Origin of the sequence: Nocardia sp. NRRL S-836, from assembly GCF_001279525.1 — a bacterium.
Lineage (GTDB): Bacteria > Actinomycetota > Actinomycetes > Mycobacteriales > Pseudonocardiaceae > Lentzea.
The window spans coordinates 73,726-92,182 of record NZ_LGDY01000120.1; the positions used below are offsets into that span (position 1 = coordinate 73,726).

The window sequence follows — 18,457 nt, forward strand, 5'->3', positions numbered from 1 at the left end:
TACGGTTGCGTCATGGCAATCGGAATTCAGGTGACGATGGACGCGGCGGACCCGGCGAAGCTGGCGGAGTTCTGGGCGGAGGCCCTCGGCTACGTGGTGCAGCCGCCGCCTCCCGGGTTCGACACCTGGGACGCTTTCGCTGAGGCGAACAACATCCCGCCGGAGCGGCGCAACGATTACTCGGCGATCGTCGACCCGGACGGCGCGGGGCCGCGGTTCTTCTTCCAGCGCGTGCCGGAGGGCAAGACGGCCAAGAACCGCGTCCACCTCGACGTGAACGCGGGTCTTGAGGCCGTCGAGCGGCTCGTTGCCCTGGGGGCCACCAAGGTCGAGGAGTTCGACCAGGGCCGGATGGGGCACTGGGTCGTCATGCTCGACCCGGAGGGCAACGAGTTCTGCCTGCAGGGCAAGCACTAGCTGGTGATGTCCCTGGTGACGAACCGGCGCGCCGCGAGCAACGTGAACACGCCGCCGTAGACGAGCGCGGAGAACACGCCGCGGGTCATCTCCGACCAGTCCACATCGGTCGAGAGCAGGTCGGCCCACGCCATCGCGTAGTGCGTCGGCAGGTAGTTGCGCAGGTCCCCGAGCGGTTCGATCTGGTCGAGGATCTGCGACAGGATCGACACGAGCACCGTGCCACCGACCGCGCCCAGCGGCGCGTCGGTGGACACGGACAGGAACAGCGCCAGGCCCGCCACCCAGAACAGGTTGATCGCGATGTAGCAGACCGCGAGCCCCATGCCGAGCACGCCGTCGGCGAACGGCGCCGCCTCACCGGTCGGGCTCACCACCTCGCCCGCGCCGTACCAGAGGACACCGACGCCCAGTGCGACCGCCGGCAGCAGCGCGAGGGCGAAGACGCTCAGGATGCCGCTGCTGAGGGCTTTCTGGCGCAGCAGCCGGTGCCGCGGGATCGGTGCGGCCAGCAGGTACTTGAGGCTCGACCACGACGACTCGGACGCGATCGTGTCGCCGAAGAACAGCGCCACGATCATCGGCAGCAGGAAGCTGCCGCTCACGAACAGCGTGAGCACCACGAAGTTGATGCCGCTGGCCGTGGCGAGGTCGACGAAGCCGCCGGAGCGGCGGTTCTGGCTCTCGCCGAGCTCGAAGCTCAGCGCCAGGATGAACGGCAGCAGCACCAGGAAGCCCAGCACGAGCTGGGTGCGGCGGCGCTTGAGCTGGCGTTGCAGCTCCACGCTGATCCGCAGGGTCCTGCGGGCCCGGTAGCCCCGTGAGGAGCCGTCTTCGGCCACCTCGGTGTGCTGCCCGGCAGCGGCCTCGGTGAGGTCGCTGATCGCTCCGGGGTCGGTGTGGACGCCGTTCTCGCTCACCGGTCCACCTCCTCGTGCCCACCGGGCTGGTCGGTGCCGGCCGGGGTCTGCTGGCCGGGCTGGTCGTTGCCCGACAGGGCCCGCGCGCAGGGCTGGTCGGTGGCGGCCGTGGTCCGCCCACCGGGCTGGTCGCTGCCAGCTGGGGCCTGTGCGCCGGGCTGCTCGGTGCCGGCCGCGGCCCGCGCGCCGAAATTGTCGGTGTCAGCTGGGATAATTGAGTCAAGGGGACCCCCTTCGCGCGCGAGCGACGTGCGCTCGCACGAGGAGGGGACGCCTGCGGGAGCGTGCGGTCCGGACGCCGTGCGACTCGGGGTGGCGTTCGCGCCCGGCCGGGAGCGGTTGGCGCTGGCGAGTGAACGTGCGCTCGTGCCGGTGCCGGAGACCAGCCTGGTGCGGGTGCGGCTCGCCAGTGGGCGTTCGGGGGTCATACGGCACGCTCCTGCTCGTCGGCGGTCTCGGTGAGGTCGCCGGCCACGTCGAGACCGGCCGCGTTGACACGGGCCGTATGGAGACCGACCGCGTCGAGACCGGCCGCGTTGAGACGGGCCGTATCGAGACCGACCGCGTCGAGACCGGCCACGTCGAGACCGGCTGCGTCGAGACCGACCGCGTCGAGACCGGCTTCGGCCAGCACCTCGAGCGAGGCCGGGTCCGGGGCGTCTGCCGTGGCGGACGCCGCTGCCATCAGGAAGTCATTCACCGACCAGCTCCAGGAACGCGTCTTCCAGCCTGCGCCGCGGACCCGCCTGGTCCACGGCCACACCGGCGGCCACCAGGGCCGACAGTGCCGCCGAGCGCGGGACGCCGTTCATCGACGCGTGCACGGCGTCCTCGTCCACGTGCACGTCGTGCACGCCTTCGAGGTCACGCAGCACCTCCGCCGCCTTCTCCGGGGCGTCGACGCGGAACGTCGCCTCGCCGCCGCCCGCCGCGATGTCGGCCACCTCGCCCGCGGCGACCAGCTGGCCCTTGTGCATCACGACCACGTGCGAACAGGTCTGCTCGACCTCGGCCAGCAGGTGCGACGACACCACGACGGTGCGGCCGGCCGCGGCGTAACGGCGCAGGACCTCGCGCATCTGGTGGATCTGGGGCGGGTCGAGACCGTTGGTGGGTTCGTCGAGGATCAGCAGGTCCGGAAGGCCCAGCATCGCCTGGGCGATCGCGAGGCGCTGCCGCATGCCCTGGCTGTAGGTGCGGGTGCGGCGGTGCACGGCGTTGCCGAGGCCCGCGATCTCCAGCGCCTCCTCGACGTGCGCCTCCGCCGCCGGACGACCGGTGGCCGCCCAGTACAGGCGCAGGTTCTCCGCGCCGGACAGGTGTGGCAGGAAGCCGGAACCCTCCACGAACGAGCCGATCCGCGACAGCACGGGCGCACCCGGCGTCACCTTGTGCCCGAAGACCCGGATGTGTCCCTCGGTCGGGTGAATCAGGCCCATCACCATGCGCAGCGTCGTGGTCTTGCCGGCGCCGTTGGGGCCGAGCAGGCCGAGCACCTGGCCGTGCTCCACGCGGAACGACAGGTCCTTCACGGCCGTGAGCCCGCCGGGGTAGGACTTGGTGAGGTTCGAGATCACCAGCGGCACCTCGGCCAGCTCCGGGTCCGAGTCGTGCGCGAGGCGGCGGCGGAACAGCGCGATCACACCGGCGCCGATGAGCACCAGCAGGGTGATCACGATGCCCCACAGCGCGCCCACCGGGAACCCGGTCGTCACGTTGCGGCCGGGCACCACCGGCACCGAGATCGAGTCGTCGGCCAGCGAGATGCGGTACGCGGCGGGCTGCTCGGCGTTCGCGAACGCCTGGTCCGTCGTCGAGACGACCAGCGCGAGCTTGTGGTCGCTCTCGACCGGGCGCACGGCGGGCGGCAGCGTCACCGTCACCTCGGCGGCCGAACCGTCCGGCGGCAGCGCCACGCGGAACGGCGCCACGGCCGAGCCGGGCAGCACCCGCGTGCCGTCCTTCGAGACGTCGTAGAGCTTCGCGAACAGGATCGCCTCGCCGCTGTTCTGGTCGGCGCGCGCGACCCGCAGCCGGACCGTGGACGACCCGGTCAGCAGCAGCTGCGAGGTCAGGGCGTCGGACTGGAACAGTGCCGCCTGGCCGGGGAGGTCGAGCGAGAGCCGCGACGAGATCGCCGACGACCGCGACAGCGCCGAACCGAGGCCCGGCAGGTTCGAGATCGCCGCCGGGTTGCCGCCCGCCGGGTTCACCGCGACCTGCTCGCGGCCGCTGAGCTTCACCGACCGGCGCTCTGCGGTGGAACCGGCGGCCAGACCGGGGTAGGCGGGGGCGACGACCGTGCGCAGCGACGGCGTGCCGGACGAGCGGAACGCGCCCTGCACCTGGTACTCGAAGCCGGTGCCGGGGTCGGTGCCCTTGCCCTGCAGGTGGAACACCATCCAGTCGGCGATCTCCCCGCGCAGCGCGGTGCCGGGGTTGCCGCCGTCGTGGCCGCCCGCGTACCAGACCGTCTTCACCTTGCCGCCCGCCGCGGTGATCTGGCGTGCGGTGGCGTCGGACTGGTCGAGGCCGAAGAGCGTGTCCTGCTCGCCCTGCACCAGCATGGTCGGCTGGGTGATCTTGCCGGTCACCTCGACCGGCGAGGAGCGGCGCAGCAGGTCGAGCGTCTGCTGCGAGGCCTTGCCCGTCGTCGCGACCTCCGTGTAGGCGGTGCAGACGGCGGGGGTGAAGCGGCCGCAGGCACCCAGCGACGGTGTGGGCGGCGGCTGTGAGCCCGCGCCCGAGCTGCCGCCCGGCTGCTGCTGCGGCTGAGCCGGGGCCTGGTTCGACTCGGTCTCTCCGGCCTCCGGCGCGTCACCCGTGGGGGAGGCGAGGTCGATCGACGTCATGCCCGCGGAGAAGAAGATGCCCGCCCACGACCGCTTGAAGACGCCGTTCTCGCCGAACGAGTTCGCGGCGGGCGTGGCGTCCGAGCGCGGCTGGTCCGACGCGGAGTTCGGCAGCAGCGCCTGCGCGAGGTCGTTGTAGGTGATGACCGGCACGAGCGTGTCGACGCGCTTGTCGGTGCCGGCGAGCAGCAACGACAGCGCTCCGCCGTAGGAGGCACCGGTCACGCCCACGCGCGGGTCGCCGCCGGAGTCCTTCTGCACCTCGTCGCGGGTGGCGAGGAAGTCGACCAGCTTCTGCGCGTCGCGGACCTCGCGGTCGAGCGAGTTCAACGCGATCTGGCCGGTGCTGCGGCCGAAACCGCGCGCGGACCAGGTCAGCACGACGAAGCCGCGCCGGGCGAACTCCTCCGCCTGCGTGTGCACGCTGCGCAGGCTGCCGCCGAAACCGTGCGCGAGCATGATCGCGGGCGCGGGCGTCTGCTGGGGGAGGTAAAGACGCGTCTCGATCGTCACCGTCTGAGTGCTGTCAGGGCTCTCGGGCGCGTCGATGTTCGCTTCTTTGTACTGCACGGGCGCGGGGTCGTCCCCTGATCTGGTGAAGAAGAAGCCACCGGCCACGAGGGCCGCGACGACGATCAGAGCGGGAACGGACCACCTGCCGCGAATGCGGGAGAGGCGGGACACAGCGACGACGATATGCGAGTTCTGCTGAGAACGGCTGGTCGGGATCCGGTGCCGGTCTCAGCGAGAGTCGATCTTCAGCCGTCCTTCAGGTTCCCTCCGGTACGCCACGGAACGTATTCCCCTGACGCCTGTTCGCGTGGGTCTACTCACCCTGTGTGGCGCTAACCGCCCTTCGTGCCGCACAATATTGGCGCAGCATGGAGGGGAGTACTCCCTAAGCGGCGGTGTCGTCAGTACGGAGTCCAGCGTCGGGCTCCCGGTGCCGTCGGTCGTTCGAGAGATCATCTCGGCGGCGGAGGAGACCTCCGGGTCATTTGGCGTGCGCTGAGATCCCGGAGGTTGAGTTGTGAACGTCCCCGCATGGATGTGGATCGCGACGATCGTAGGTCTGCTCGTCCTGCTCGCTGTCGACCTCGTCATCGTCGATCGGAAACCCCATGAGGTGACGATCGGTGAAGCCGCCCGGTGGGTGGTCTTCTACGTGGCCATGGCTGCCCTCTTCGGCGCCGGCATCTGGTACTTCTCCGGTGGTCAGTACGCGACGGAGTTCTTCGCGGGGTACATCACCGAGTACTCCCTGAGCGTCGACAACCTGTTCATCTTCTTGATCATCATGACGACGTTCAAGGTGCCCGCGATCCACCAGCACAAGGTGCTGCTGATCGGCATCCTGCTCGCGCTCGTCATGCGCGGCATCTTCATCGCACTCGGCGCGGCGCTCATCGCGAAGTTCAGCTGGGTCTTCTTCATCTTCGGCGCGTTCCTCATCTACACCGGCTGGCAGCTGGCGAGGGACAACCACGACGACGAGGAGGAGTTCAAGGAGAACCTCATGCTCCGCATGGTGCGCAAGGTTTTCCCGGTCACGAACGAGTTCCACGACGCCAAGTCGTTCATCAAGATCGACGGCAAGCGCTACGTGACCCCGATGTTCATCGTGATGGTCGCGATCGGCTCCACCGACCTGCTCTTCGCGCTCGACTCGATCCCCGCGATCTTCGGCCTCACCAAGGAGCCGTTCCTGGTGTTCACGGCCAACGCCTTCGCGCTGATGGGCCTGCGCCAGCTGTACTTCCTGCTCGGTGGCCTGCTCGCGAAGCTCGTCTACCTGTCGATCGGCCTGTCGGTGATCCTCGGCTTCATCGGCGTGAAGCTGATCCTGGAGGCGCTGCACACGAACACCCTGCCGTTCCTCAACGGCGGCGAGCCGTTCCACGTGCCCACGATCGGCATCGAGGTCTCGCTGTCGGTGATCATCGGCGTGCTGGCGATCACGACGATCGCCAGCCTGCTCAAGGTGAAGCGCCACCCGGAAGCCGCCAAGCACGTCGGTGCGGACCACTAGCTAGCCCACGGGGACGCCGTTCTGGTAGACGGCGCGGACGGCCTGCTTCAGCGTTCCGGCCTTCACGTGCTGCTCGGCGTCCCCCTCCACGAGAACCAGATCGGCGAGCTTGCCCGGTGCGAGCTCGCCGAGCTCGTTCTCCAGGCGCAGCAACGCCGCCGCGGACCGCGTGGTGGCGTGCAGCGCCTCGGCGGGCGTCATGCCGTACTCGGTCATCAGGGTCAGCTCGGTGAGGTTGTCGCCGTGCGGCCCCACGCCCGAGTCGGTGCCCATCGCGATCTTCACGCCCGCCTGGTGCGCCTTCTGGAACGACTGGAAGTGCTGCGCCACCACCATCTTCGCCTTCTCCATGATCACGTCGGAGATCGCGACACCCTTGGCGGCCTGGTCGAGCACCATCCGCGGGGCCATCAGCGTGGGCACGAGCCAGGTGCCGTTCTTGATCATTTCCTCGACGCCCTCGTCGGTGAGGAAGACGCCGTGCTCGATGGACCGCACGCCGTTGCGCACGGCGGTGAGGATGCCGTCGCCGCTCATCGCGTGCGACATCACCGCGATGCCGGCGGCGTTGGCCTCCTGCACGATCATCGCGATCTCGTCGTCGCGGAAGTGCGCGTGCCGCGGGTTGCTGCGCGGTGACATCACACCGCCGCTGGACGCGATCTTGATGATGTCCGCGCCGTGGCGGACCAGCGTGCGGATGACCTTGCGCAGCTCCTCCGGCCCGTCCGCGACGGTGTCGGGCAGGCCGGGGTGCAGCGGCGGGCTGACGTGCGCCCCGCACTGCATCCAGTCGTCGTTGTGACCGCCGGTCTGCGACACCATGTTGATCGCGATCTGCATGCGCGGCCCGGTGATGAGCCCCCTGCGCACCGCCTCCGCGACACCGAGGTCGGCGCCGAGCGCGTCGCGGACGGTCGTGATGCCGCAGTCGAGCGTGGCGCGCATGTTGCCGATGGCCTGGTAGAAGGGCAGCGAGAACGGCGTGTTCAGGTCGCGGACCAGGTCGGCGCCGCTGAACATGAAGTGCACGTGGCAGTCGAACAGCCCCGGCAGGAGCGTGTGGCCGGTGGCGTCGACCCTGGTGTCGCCGTCGAGGTCGGTTCCCACGTCGACGATGCGGTCGCCCTCGACCACCACGTCGCCTGGCTCGGTCGTTGTGCCGGTGAAGACCCGTCCACCGGAGAACACGATGCGCGTCATACGCGGAAATCTATGTGGCGAGTCAATTTTTGTGATCGGTCAACAAAACGTTGTGAGCGTTGCTAACGAAACCTGTTACCGTCCGTGCCGTGCGCCCCGAAGACCTGGAGCTGCTCACCACGCCCGGCACCGTCGCGGTGTCCGGAGACCTGGTGCTGGTCAGCATCGCCACGCCCGACCTCGCCACCAACACCTACCGGGGTGGTCTGCACCGGGTCCACCCCGACGGCAGCACGACATCGTGGACACACGGTGACCGTGACCATGCCCAGCGTATTTCCCCCGACGGCGCATGGGTCGCTTTCCTGCGCGTTTCCGGCAAGTCGAAGCCGCAGCTGCACGTCATGCCGGTCGCCGGTGGCGAGCCCCGCAAGCTGACCGACCTGCCGCTGGGCGCCGGCGCCCCGGTGTGGTCGCCCGACTCGACGCGGATCGCCTTCGTGGCCCGCGTGCCCGAGGCCGGCCGCTACGGCACGACCGACGACGGCCCCGAGTCCGAGGCACCGCGCCGCATCACGCGCCTGGACTACCGCGTCGACGACGTCGGCTTCCTGCTCGACCGCCGGCCGCGGCTGCACGTCGTCGACCTCGACGGCGCGGTGACCGAGCTGACCGACGGCTCCTACGACGTCTCCGACCCGGCGTGGCTGTCCGATTCGGACCTGGTGTTCTCGGCGCCACGGGACTTCGGCGCGACCGAGACGTTGTTCAACGACCTCTACACGGTGTCCGCTTCCGGTGGCACAGCGTCACTCCTGATGCGCGGCCTGGGCGAGATGTCGATGCCGTTCGCCGTGGACTCGTTCGTCTACTGGCTCGGCACGGAGTTCACCGGCATCGACGCCGTGGCCCGCAACATGGGCCTGTGGCGCGCACCGCTGGACGGCTCCGGCGCCCCCGAGCGGCTGACCGACGAGGAAACCGTGGACGTCGAACGGCTTTCCGGCCCACCGGTCGTGGACGGCTCGGACGTCCTGCTCGTCGTGCGCAACCGCGGCGCGCTGGAACTGCGGCGCATCCCGTTGTCCGGCGGCCCCGGCGAGGTGCTCACGGGCACTTCGGCGGCGGTGCGGTCGTTCGCCTCGGACGGGTCCACTGTGGTCGCCGTGGTGTCCACTCCGGACTCGGCCGGCGAGGTGGAGTTCGTCGGCACCGGCGTGCGCACCTCGTTCAGCTCGGTCCCGACCCGCCGCGTCGTGGAGCTGACGGGCACCGCGTCCGACGGGTACGAGGTGCACGGCTGGCTCGTGCTCCCCGACGGCGACGGCCCGCACCCGGTCGTGCTGGCCGTGCACGGCGGCCCGTTCATGTACCACAGCTGGGGCTTCTTCGACGAGGCCCAGGTCTACGCCACCGCCGGCTACGCCGTCGTCCTGCCGAACCCGCGCGGCTCCGCCGGCTACGGCCAGGCCCACGGCCAGGCCGTCATCGGCAAGTTCGGCACCGTCGACGTCGACGACGTCCTCTCCCTCCTGGACGTCGCACTCGCCCGCCCGGACTGCGACGCCGACCGCGTCGGCGTCATGGGCGGCTCCTACGGCGGCTTCATGGCCTCTTGGCTCTCCGCCCACCACGGCGAACGTTTCCGCGCGGCCTGGAGCGAGCGCGCGGTGAACGCCTGGGACTCCTTCTCCGGCAGCTCCGACATCGGCTACTACTTCCCGGACGCCTACTGCGGCCCCGACCCGGAAGCACAGCGCGCGATGAGCCCGCTGACCTACGCCGAGAAGATCAACATCCCGTTCGCCGTCGTGCACTCCGAGCAGGACTGGCGCTGCCCCCTCGAACAGGCCCAGCGCATGTTCGTGGCCCTGCGCCGGCGCGGCGTCGAGGCGGAGATGCTGATCTTCCCGGGCGAGGGGCACGAGCTGACCCGGTCCGGGCAGCCTCGGCATCGCAAGCAGCGGTTCGACGCGGTGCTGGAGTGGTGGGGCCGCTATCTGTGACGGCTGGTTGTTGGTCGTGAGTGTCTTGCTTGTGAGTCTTGATCGCGAGTTGTCCACAGGCTGACGGGGTTCTGACCTGCGGTTATCGGTTCTTCGGTAGCCTGTGGACAGGCAGGGAACTGAATCGGGCGTTCGCGCGTTCCGCATATGAGGAAGCGCGCGGGGGCGGTGTGCGCGGCGGCAGTACGTTCGACGTTCATGCCCCCAAGGGCGACCATGAGCCGATCTGCCGCAGAACGATCGGCCTGGTGCGCCTGACGAACTGACCCGTTCGGCCGCTGTTTCCGCGCCCGCTCCGGCGTGATGGTGTTCCGGTGGACAACACGGTGTCCGGGACGGTGCACGGCGCGGTGGTGCAGGTGCGGGACGTGTACGGCGACGTCAACGTGCACGCCGCACCCGACGCTGCGGTGCCACAGCAGCTCCCCGCGGGTGTGCACAAGTTCAGCGGAAGGCAGGCCGAGCTCGACCTGCTCGCTCAGCTCGAATCGACGGCGAGCTCGGATGCGGTGGTCATCTCCGCGGTCAACGGCACAGCCGGCGTCGGCAAGACCGCGTTGGCCCTGCACTGGGCCCACCGCGTGGCCGGGCGGTTCCCGGACGGGCAGCTGTACGTCAACATGCGTGGGTTCGAGCCCGACCGGGAGCCGATGTCCCCGGCTGAGGCGGTGCGCGGTTTCCTCGACGCGCTCGGCGTACCGGGCGACGCGGTCCCGATCGGTCTCGATGCGCAGGCCGCGTTGTTCCGCAGCAAGGTCGCCGGTCAGCGGGTGCTCGTAGTGCTCGACAACGTGCGGGAAGCCGCCCAGGTGCGTCCGCTGCTGCCGGGTGGGCCGGGCTGCTTCGTGCTCATCACCAGCCGCAACCGCCTGGACAGCCTGGTCGCCCAACACAGTGCCACGCAGTTGCGGCTTGACCTCCTGCCGGATGGCGAAGCCGTGGCGCTGCTGAGGGACCGGCTCGGCGACGTGGACCAGGCGACGCTCGCGGACCTGGTCGAGCTGTGTGCCGGCCTGCCGCTCGCGCTGAGCATCGTCGCCGCTCGCATCGATGCGCGGGACACGGACTCCATCGCCGGGCTGGTCGAGGAGCTGCGCGCCGAACGGCTCGAAGCCCTCGAACTGGACGAGGACTTCGGTCCCAGAGCGGTCTTCTCCTGGTCGGTTCGTGCTCTGACCGAACCCGCCGCGCGGTTGTTCCGGTTGCTCGGTCTGCACCCCGGCCCCGATGTCGACGTGCGCGCGGCCGCCGCTCTCGCCGGACTGCCGGTGACCGGATGTCGCAAGCTGTTGCGCGAACTGGTTCGCGCCACGCTCGTGGAACAGTACCTGCCCGGTCGGTACCGCTTCCACGACCTGCTCAGGGTCTTCGCCAGGGAACTGGCCGGGGCCGATGACGCGGCGCAACGCCGGATGCTCGGCTTCTACCTGCACTCGGCCTGGGCGGGCGATCGGGCATTGGTGGTGAAACGGGTCGGTGTCGAGCTGCCACTGCTCGATCCGGTCGTCGCTCCGGTCACCTTCACCGAACCCGCTGACGCGGGCCGGTGGTTCACCGCCGAGCACGCCGTGCTGACCGGCATGGTCGGCCACGCGGCAGCCGCCGGGTTCGACCAGCACGCGTGGCTGCTCGCGCTGGCGCTGCGGAGCTACCTCGACACCCACGGCCATTGGCGCGACTACGAGTCGGTCTACCGCGCGGCGATCGACTCGGTGAACCGCTTGGCCGACCCGTTCGCGCAGGCACGAATCCACAGAGGACTCGGCAGGGCTCTCAGCAGGTTGTCCGAGTGGGACGAGGCGGAACGCGTACTGCGGCTGGCACTGGACTTCACCCGGCGGACCGGTGACCGCAGACAGGAGGCGCACAGCCACGAGGCACTGTCCTGGCTGTACTCGGAACGACAGCTGCACGACCGTGCTCTCGTCCACGCGCAGGCCGCGGTCGACCTGCACCCGGTCGGCGACAACCCGGTGTGGCGAGCGTTCGCGCTCAACGTGGCGGGCCGGTGCTACGCGGCGTTGCACCGGTTCGACGAGGCGTTGGAGCACTCCGAAGCGGCGTTGAAGGCGCATCGAGGACTGTCGCGGCGCAACGACGAGACCGGTGAGGCAGAGGCGCTCACCACGATCTGCCTCATCCAGCTCGGCAGGGGCGAGTTCGAGCCCGCCATGCGGACCGGTGCGGAAGCGCTTGCACTGCACCGGCACCTCGGCAACCGGCCGGGCATCGCCGAGGCCCTCGAACACATCGGCGACGTGCATCGCGCACTCGACCGGCCGGAGGACGCCCGTGCCGCCTGGGAGGAGGCACTCGTGATCCTGGAGGGGCTGCGGCGTGCGGCCCTGGTGGAGGTGAAGCGAAAGCTCGCCGAGCTCGATCACCACTGACTCGGGGACCGGCCGGTCCACCACGGCCGTGTTGGACCCGTTCAGCCGCTGTTTTCGCGGCCGCTGCGGCGTGATGGTGTTCCGGTGGGCAACACGGTGTCCGGGACGGTGCACGGCGCGATCGTCCAGGCCGGGGTCGTGCACGGTGGCGTGCACATCCACCCGCAGGCGCCCGAGGTGGTGCCGCGGCAGCTGCCGCTCGAGGTCGCGACGTTCAACGGGGGCGCGACGAACTCGACCAGCTGGAAGCGGCGCTGGACTCGAGTGGACGATGCGCAGCTACCTTGACACGCAGGGACATTGGCGTGACTACGCGGCCGTGTACCGGGCTGCGATCGCCTCGGTGCACCGGCTCGGCAACCCGCTGGCGCTGGTCCGTGTCCACAGAGGACTCGGTCGGGCGCTCTGCCGGGTGGCGGAGTGGGAGGAGGCGGAACGCGTGGTGCGGCTCGCGGCGGCGTTCGCGTTGCGGTCGGGCGACCGCACGCAGCAGGCGCACTGCGAGGAAGCGTTGTCCGCCATGTACACGGCGCGGGGAATGCACGAGCTGGCGCTGGAGCACGCGACGGCGTCCACCCGCCTGCACCCCGGCGATGACGGTGCGTGGTTCGCCTCGTCGTTCGCGTTGCGGGCGCGGTGTCTGGCGGCGCTGAACGAGTTCGACGCTACCCTGGCGGCCACCACGGAAGCGCTGTACCTGCATCGCACGCTGGTGCCGCGTGACGAGACCGGCGACCGGCTGGTGCGGGGAGCTCAGCCCAGGAGCGTGTAATTCAGCTCCTCGCACACGCGCGCGAGCGGCAGGTCCAGCCCCGGATGGTCGAGCGGCAGCAGCACGTCCGGTGCCGCGGGCAGACCGGACGCGCCCGGCGGGTCCCACAGGCACACGGCCGGGTCGCCGGAGTCCATCGACGACCGGTACCAGAGGCCGTCCAGCTCCGGGTACGCCGCCCTGATCGCGCGCGCCCAGGCCTGCGTGACCTGTTTCGGGCCGGTCGAGATCTCCTGCGAGGCGCCCACGCGCGTCGGCCACAGGCCGCCCAGGTCCAGCAGCCGCAGGGTGCGGCGCGGGCGCAGGACGACGAGGAACGGGGAGCGGGTGCGGCGGTCGACCATCGAGGTGGCCTGGAAGACCTCGGCGATGGAGGTGCGGACGGAGAGCCCGAAGTACAGGACGCCGTTCTCGTGGTCGGGGGCCGGTTTGCCGTCGGCGGTGGGGGCCTGGGCGTCGAAACGGGCGTGGGGCAGCGGGCCGGCGTAGCGGAACGAGTTCCAGCGCTGCGGGTGCGAGCCCTTGGCCGTGAAGACGCGCACCAGGCGGGTGGCGCGGTGGACGGCCACGACGTCCTCGGTGCGGCGCAGGTGCGCCTGGAGCACGGCAGGGGCAGGCGGCTGCGGAAGCCGTGACATTCGGGTCCTGTCGGGTGTTCGGGAACGGCTCAGGCGGGGGTGCCGAGCACGGAGACCAGGTCGGCGACGAGGCGCGCGTCCCCTCCTGCGAGGAGCCAGTCGCGGGGTGTCGCGGGCTTGCCGTCGACCAGCAGGTCCTCCTGGGCGGTGGTCATGAACGCGGCGACGACGAGTGCCGGTTGGTCGGTGGGCACGGCGGCGAGCACGGCCTCCAGGCCGGGCAGGACGCCGGTGCTGGCGAACTGCCAGGCGGGCAGGCGCCAGCTGCCGCGGTCCTTCCAGCCGACCAGCCGGCCGACGCCGAGGCGGTGGCGGATGCGGCTCGTGTCGACCTGGAGCTGGCGGGCCGCGTCGGCGACGGTCAGCGCGGAGTCGCGCAGGACCGCGTGGGCGACCACGGTGCGGGTGCGCGGCCTGGCGTCCGACGAGCCGGCCGGGGACAGGTCGAGGCCCACGTCGGCGAGCGCCGTGGCCTGTTCGGAGGTGAAGTAGCTGGCCGGCTCCGGATGAGGTGGGGCGAGCCTGCGCGCGGCATCGGTCACGAGCGCGAGGAACTCGTCAGGGGTCACCTGCAGGCCGGCCTTTGCCAGCACGGTCTCCAGAGCGGGGCTCATGCGCACAGGATAGCCCGCCCGTGCGCTCTTGTGCGCTCCACCAACAGAGTTCCACGTTCTGCGTCCACGCAACGACGCTACGTGAGAAATCCGGCTTGATGTCCGTGACGTGGGCCTCAACCCGTGCATCGCTAGGATTCCCCGATGCAGTTGGACCGGGGAGCCAAGCGCGTCGTCGTGGCGTGGGCCGTCGTCATGATCGGCACGCTGACGTACGTCCTGCTCCGCCCGCCGGGGTGGTCGCTCGACCTGCGCGTCTACCGCAACGGCGGTGACGCGCTGCTGCAGGGCCTGCCGCTGTACGTCGAGGGCTTCGCGAAGCCGCTCGGTGGCCCCGACCTGCCCTTCACCTACCCGCCGGCCGCCGCGGCGCTGTTCAGCCTGCTGGCGCTGGTGCCGCTCGTCGTCGCGATCCTCGCGGTGGTGGTGGCGAACCTGGCGTTCCTCACGACGCTGTGCCTGATCGCCGCCGCACGCGTGGTCGGCTGGGGCCCCGAGGCCGTGAAGTGGGGCCTGGGTGCGGCGGCCGTGTCGTCGATCTTCGACCCGCTGCGCGAGACGCTCTGGTTCGGGCAGGTCAACCTGCTGCTCGGCGTGCTCGTGATGGCCGACTGCCTGCTGGAACGCACCCGCTGGTGGCCGCGCGGCGCCCTGATCGGACTGGCCGCGGCGATCAAGCTGACGCCGGCGTTCTTCGCGTTGTTCTTCGTCGCGCGCCGCCAGTGGAAGCCGGTGCTCGTGTCGATCGGGTCGTTCCTCGTGTTCGGCCTGCTGGGGTTCCTGATCGCGTTCGGTGACGCGCGCGAGTACTGGACGCACGCGCTGCTCGACCCCGGCCGCGTCGGGCGCCTGACCTACGCCTCGAACCAGTCGATCCGCGGCGTGCTGGCCCGCTTCGGCCTGGAGGACGGACCCCAGGTGCTCACCTGGGTCGTGCTGTCGTTGCTGGTCGTGGCGCTCACGTGGTGGGTCGCCGCACGCGTCGGCGAGGTCGAGGCGTTCTTCGTGGTGGCGCTCGGCGGGCTGCTGATCTCGCCGGTCTCGTGGGGGCACCACTGGATCTGGATCGGGCCCGCGCTGGTGCTGCTGTCACGGCCGGCGCTGCTGCGGCACTGGGCGTCGTGGCTGGTGATCGCAGTGTTCGCCGTCGGGCCGCACTGGCTGTTCCCGCGCGACAACGACGTGGAACAGCAGTGGGAGTGGTGGCAGCAGGTCATCGGCAACCTCTACGTGTTCGCCGGAATCGCCGTGCTGGTCGCGCTCGCGGTCCGGGCACGCCGTCCCGCTGTCGCAACCACGGGCTGAGAACACCGGTACCGCCTCTCCCCGCGGGGAGAGGCGGTACCGGGTGTCAGCTGGCTACTGGCCGGTGATGAGCGAGACCGCGCGTTCCTGCGCCGCCTCACTGACCTCGCCGATCCGGAAGCCGCGCGCGACCGCGTGCGCGACCAGCTCCGGCTCCGGCGGCAGACCGTACTTGCGCAGGTAGTGCGGCACCGCGCCGGCCCAGACCCAGGTGCCGTCGGTGCGGAAGTTGAGCGGAACGTCCTGCTCGCCGTTCGCGGAGAACTCGTCCACGTCGAAGCTGCGCGCGGCCAGCACGACCGGCGCCGTCTCCAGGTAGGCGAGCAGGTTGTCCACCAGCTGCGGGTCGACCGGCTGGCGGTTCACCACGATGCGGCCGTCGTCGTTCTTGCCGTCGTACACCCGCGCCGTGCGCAGCTCGGCGGACTGCTGCCCGCCCAGGTCCTGCGGCGGAACCTGGAACTCCTGCTGGGGCTCCGGCTCCGGCTGGGGCAGCGGCGGCAGGCCGACGCGCTGACGCCACCAGTCCGGGATGAGGTGGTCCGGCCGCGGGAACGTCTGCAGCTCGTCGCGGAACCCGATCGGCGGCGGCGTGTTGCGCCAGCGCGGCTCCTCCTCGGCGTTGAAGTCGACCGTGAACGCCGCCGGCGCCTCGATCTCGTACACCGCGCTCAGCCACGTGCCGCGGTCCGCCTGGTACATGCCACCGCGCAGCTGGCCGAAGAGCTGCACCACGTCCATCGGCGGCCGCACCGGCCGCAGCTGCCCATCGGGCCCCGCGAACGCCAGGTCGACCTCGATGTGCCGGCCCGCCGCGCGGTACTCGGCACGGATGCGCTGCCAGCCCTGCGGCATCGCCGGCAGCATGGCTCGGCCGATCTGCCGCACGAGCTGCTGCTGTTCCTGCTCGCTCAGCGGTGTCGCTGGCTGGCCCATGTGCTCCTCGCCCCTCTCCCCGTCAAACCGCGCTGATCTTATCGGGCTGCCGCCACGCGTGCGGGCCGGTCGGTGACTCCGGCCGTTCGCACTGGTTCTGAGGGTGTTGATCTTCGTGTGGTTCCCCCGCGGTGCTGCCAGGGGTGGGTGTCGTGCGTGGTGCTTTGCGTGGGCGCTCAGAGGCTTTGCGTGGTGCCGGTTGTCTTCTCTTCGACGAGGTTGCCGTCGCTGTCCCACCGCCGGCGCGTGAGTTGCCGGCCCTGGGGATCGAACGTCCGCAACTCGGCGAGGCGGCCGTTGGGGTGCCACTTCCGCCACTCACCGACCGCTGTCCCGGCGTTGTGCACGCCTTGCTGGCGTATCCGGCCGCTCGGGTACCAGGCCGAGTGAGGGCCGTGAGGGATTCCCTGCCAGTAGGTGGTCAGGTCGATGACGGTGCCGGTGGCATCCCTGGTCTCGACCTCGCCGTCGAAGAGCTCGCCGTCGTGGTGGACGCGCGCCGTCTCGTCCAGGTACGACTCCGTGCTGTCGATGCGCAACGAATCCTCGATGTCTCCACGCGGATGATCTGTTCACCGAAAGCGGCGGCTGGCTTCGCTCAAGCGACGTGTTCGTAGGTCAGCGTGCCGTTCTCGTCCCATTCCCTGCGGTAGAGCTGGCGTCCCTGGTCGTCGAACTCCGTTTCGAGCGCCAGCTGTCCGTTGGGGTGCCACTGCCGGTTCACGCCGTTGGGCATGCCGAACTTCATCATGCCTTGCTTGAACGGGCGGTCGGGCCCGTACCACTCGGAGTAGGGGCCGTCCTGCACGCCGGTGTAATAGGTGTAGAGCGAGATGAGGTTGCCGTTGGTACCAACCTCCACCACTTCGCCGGTGAACGGGGTTCCTTCGTAAAGGACACCGTTGTAGTCGTCCTCGGTGTCTTCGATGTTCACACGCATGTTCATCACTCCGGCAGGACCTGGAGCCGTGGGTCACCAGGTGGGTGGGTGAGCTTACCAGCGGAGCTGGGCACGCCATCGATCATGCGCGTGCAGTTCGCGCAGCATTGCGCCGTGTCCGGGAACCGCCCGTCCCGGACCGCGCCGACCTTCGCGGGCGTGAAAGCGTTGTCCACGCGCATTTCGCCCAGGATCTTGCGCAGCTCCTCCGGCGAGACGTCCGGCGGCACCCCGCGGTCCAGCAACATCTGGTTGACGTTCTTGACCTCGGCGTGCCTCGTCGGCGCGTCGTTGATGGGGAACGGAGTGCGGAACTCCTCACCGTTCCTGTCGAGCAGCGGCTGCCCGAGCCGGTCGGGACTGCGGTCCGGCTGCGTGTAGCCCAAACCGTCGCCGTCGGGCGGAGGATTGTTCATCATGGCCTCGCGGCGCGCGGCCAATGCGGGGTGGAGCTTGTCCTCCGGAATCAGGTCCGTGTTCGAACCGTTGACCGATTCGTAGATCTTCCCGGTCTGCCGGTCGACCGCGACCGAGGTGCACACCACGTTGTTGTTCGCGTACTTCTGGATGTTCTGCGCGGGGTGGTTCGGCGGTTTGATCGTGCCGTCGGCGATCTTGTTCTCGATCAGCTTGGCGCGGTCTTCGAGCACCCTGTTCAGGTACTGCTCGATCGGTTCCCCGTTGTAGTGCGTGATGAGACCGTTCTCGTCGAGCGGCTGGCACCTGTCGAGGTCGAGCTGCTCCAGCACCTGCGCCTCCGCGCGGGTCGGCGGCAGGTCGTCCGGGTGGTGCGCGAACTCCGGGTCCCGCTCGTAGGGAGGGTCACCACGGTCGACGGCGCCGTCGGTGTCCGTGCCGTCGTGGCGGTCGCTGTCCGGGGCGTAGCCGTCGTCGCCGGTCTTCGTCTTCGTGCCGTCCGGGTGGTGGGTCTCCCACTCGCCGTTCGGCGGGATCTTCGGCTGGCGGGTGCCGTCGGGGTGGAGCTCGGCGTCGCTTGTGAAGACGCGGCCGTGGGTGTCGGTCCAGGCCGGCTTGGTGGGGGCGAGGACCGGGGCGTCGAGGTGCTTGGAGAGCTGCTTGGCGAAGTCGTTGCTGCCCGCGTCGCAGCCGATCAGGCGGACCGGCTTGCTGCCGTCGTAACCGCTGCGGCGCAACATGTCCGCGTACTCGGCCGGGGTGTAGTCGTGGCCGCCGACGCGGGCCCTGCCGTCCGGGGTGACGTGGACGTCCGCGGTGAAGTAGCGCGGGTCGTTCGGCACGCGGTGCGGGAGGTCGCCCATGTTCGGGTCGCCGCCGTGGTGGGAGACGCCGGCCTCGGTGGTTTCGGCGTGGCGCTGGTGGGCCTCGTCCGGGGACGGGCGGTCCGCGGGTGGGGCGTCGGGGTCGTGCGTGGTGGGGTCGCTGTCGTGGGACTTGTCGGGGGTGTCGTGCGGTTTGTCGGCGGCCGGGCCGGGGTGCGGGGTGTCCGCGTCGCGGCCGTGGGGCGAGTCGGGGT

General features: G+C 70.2%; 18 protein-coding genes. 7 read left to right on the forward strand and 11 right to left on the reverse strand.

What is annotated here, in order from left to right; translation table 11 throughout:
• Positions 1–12 precede the first annotated feature (12 nt).
• Positions 13–417 carry a VOC family protein gene (locus ADL03_RS31485; protein ID WP_053737223.1) on the forward strand — a complete coding sequence of 135 codons (405 nt, stop codon included), beginning with the start codon at positions 13–15 and terminating at the stop codon, positions 415–417.
• Here ADL03_RS31485 and ADL03_RS31490 read toward each other — a convergent pair.
• From ADL03_RS31490 to ADL03_RS31500, 4 genes are read right to left on the reverse strand one after another with little or no spacing between them, the layout of a single operon-like run.
• Positions 414–1,337 (reverse strand): ABC transporter permease, encoded by a 924-nt coding sequence (locus ADL03_RS31490; protein WP_053737224.1) that lies wholly within the window; start codon positions 1,335–1,337, stop codon positions 414–416. The genes ADL03_RS31485 and ADL03_RS31490 overlap by 4 nt on opposite strands.
• A complete protein-coding gene (locus tag ADL03_RS47570; RefSeq protein ID WP_157529513.1) occupies positions 1,334–1,765 on the reverse strand; it encodes a hypothetical protein in 432 nt (143 codons plus the stop codon). Before ADL03_RS47570 ends, ADL03_RS31490 begins: the two co-directional genes overlap by 4 nt.
• Positions 1,762–2,037, reverse strand: coding sequence for a hypothetical protein (locus ADL03_RS31495; RefSeq protein ID WP_157529514.1), 276 nt, complete (start codon positions 2,035–2,037; stop codon positions 1,762–1,764). Before ADL03_RS31495 ends, ADL03_RS47570 begins: the two co-directional genes overlap by 4 nt.
• Positions 2,030–4,873, reverse strand: a complete 2,844-nt coding sequence (locus tag ADL03_RS31500) for an alpha/beta fold hydrolase (protein WP_053737226.1) — start codon at positions 4,871–4,873, stop codon at positions 2,030–2,032. Before ADL03_RS31500 ends, ADL03_RS31495 begins: the two co-directional genes overlap by 8 nt.
• A 364-nt stretch (positions 4,874–5,237) precedes the next feature.
• On the opposite strand from ADL03_RS31500, the gene ADL03_RS31505 reads away from it, so the two are divergent.
• Positions 5,238–6,218 carry a TerC family protein gene (locus ADL03_RS31505; protein ID WP_197288811.1) on the forward strand — a complete coding sequence of 327 codons (981 nt, stop codon included), beginning with the start codon at positions 5,238–5,240 and terminating at the stop codon, positions 6,216–6,218.
• Here ADL03_RS31505 and ADL03_RS31510 read toward each other — a convergent pair whose 3' ends face one another.
• The gene (locus ADL03_RS31510; protein ID WP_053737228.1) at positions 6,219–7,421 is read right to left on the reverse strand and encodes an amidohydrolase family protein; all 1,203 of its coding nucleotides are present in this window, start codon (positions 7,419–7,421) and stop codon (positions 6,219–6,221) included.
• 89 nt (positions 7,422–7,510) lie between these two features.
• Here ADL03_RS31510 and ADL03_RS31515 point away from each other — a divergent pair, with 89 nt between their 5' ends.
• From ADL03_RS31515 to ADL03_RS31530, 4 genes are all read left to right on the forward strand, one after another.
• Entirely contained in the window at positions 7,511–9,367 is a 1,857-nt protein-coding gene (locus ADL03_RS31515; protein ID WP_053737229.1) for a S9 family peptidase, read from the forward strand.
• Positions 9,368–9,681: 314 nt separating this feature from the next.
• A complete protein-coding gene (locus tag ADL03_RS31520; protein WP_053737230.1) occupies positions 9,682–11,757 on the forward strand; it encodes an NB-ARC domain-containing protein in 2,076 nt (691 codons plus the stop codon).
• A gap of 84 nt (positions 11,758–11,841) precedes the next feature.
• On the forward strand, positions 11,842–12,045 hold the full coding sequence (locus ADL03_RS31525; protein ID WP_053737231.1) for a hypothetical protein: 204 nt from the start codon (positions 11,842–11,844) through the stop codon (positions 12,043–12,045).
• On the forward strand, positions 12,029–12,529 hold the full coding sequence (locus tag ADL03_RS31530) for a hypothetical protein (RefSeq protein WP_157529515.1): 501 nt from the start codon (positions 12,029–12,031) through the stop codon (positions 12,527–12,529). The genes ADL03_RS31525 and ADL03_RS31530 overlap by 17 nt, the downstream gene beginning before the upstream one ends.
• Here the strand turns inward: ADL03_RS31530 and ADL03_RS31535 are convergent.
• Positions 12,511–13,167, reverse strand: coding sequence for an RES family NAD+ phosphorylase (locus ADL03_RS31535; protein ID WP_053737233.1), 657 nt, complete (start codon positions 13,165–13,167; stop codon positions 12,511–12,513). The two genes, ADL03_RS31530 and ADL03_RS31535, sit on opposite strands and share 19 nt — an antisense overlap.
• Before the next feature lie 29 nt (positions 13,168–13,196).
• Positions 13,197–13,781: a hypothetical protein gene (locus tag ADL03_RS31540; protein ID WP_053737244.1), complete on the reverse strand. Its 585-nt coding sequence runs from the start codon at positions 13,779–13,781 to the stop codon at positions 13,197–13,199.
• 144 nt (positions 13,782–13,925) lie between these two features.
• Here ADL03_RS31540 and ADL03_RS31545 point away from each other — a divergent pair, with 144 nt between their 5' ends.
• Complete coding sequence (locus ADL03_RS31545; RefSeq protein WP_053737234.1) at positions 13,926–15,086, forward strand: glycosyltransferase 87 family protein; 1,161 nt, start codon at positions 13,926–13,928, stop codon at positions 15,084–15,086.
• Between the two features lie 54 nt (positions 15,087–15,140).
• On the opposite strand, the gene ADL03_RS31550 is transcribed toward ADL03_RS31545, so the two are convergent.
• From ADL03_RS31550 to ADL03_RS48895, 4 genes are all read right to left on the reverse strand, one after another.
• Entirely contained in the window at positions 15,141–16,022 is an 882-nt protein-coding gene (locus ADL03_RS31550; RefSeq protein ID WP_053737235.1) for a hypothetical protein, read from the reverse strand.
• Positions 16,023–16,198: 176 nt separating this feature from the next.
• The gene (locus tag ADL03_RS31555; RefSeq protein ID WP_053737236.1) at positions 16,199–16,561 is read right to left on the reverse strand and encodes a toxin-antitoxin system YwqK family antitoxin; all 363 of its coding nucleotides are present in this window, start codon (positions 16,559–16,561) and stop codon (positions 16,199–16,201) included.
• A 59-nt stretch (positions 16,562–16,620) separates the two neighbouring features.
• Positions 16,621–16,962, reverse strand: coding sequence for a toxin-antitoxin system YwqK family antitoxin (locus ADL03_RS31560; protein WP_063798771.1), 342 nt, complete (start codon positions 16,960–16,962; stop codon positions 16,621–16,623).
• A gap of 5 nt (positions 16,963–16,967) precedes the next feature.
• Positions 16,968–18,457: hypothetical protein (locus ADL03_RS48895; RefSeq protein WP_197288806.1), on the reverse strand; the 1,490-nt coding region annotated here is incomplete at its 5' end.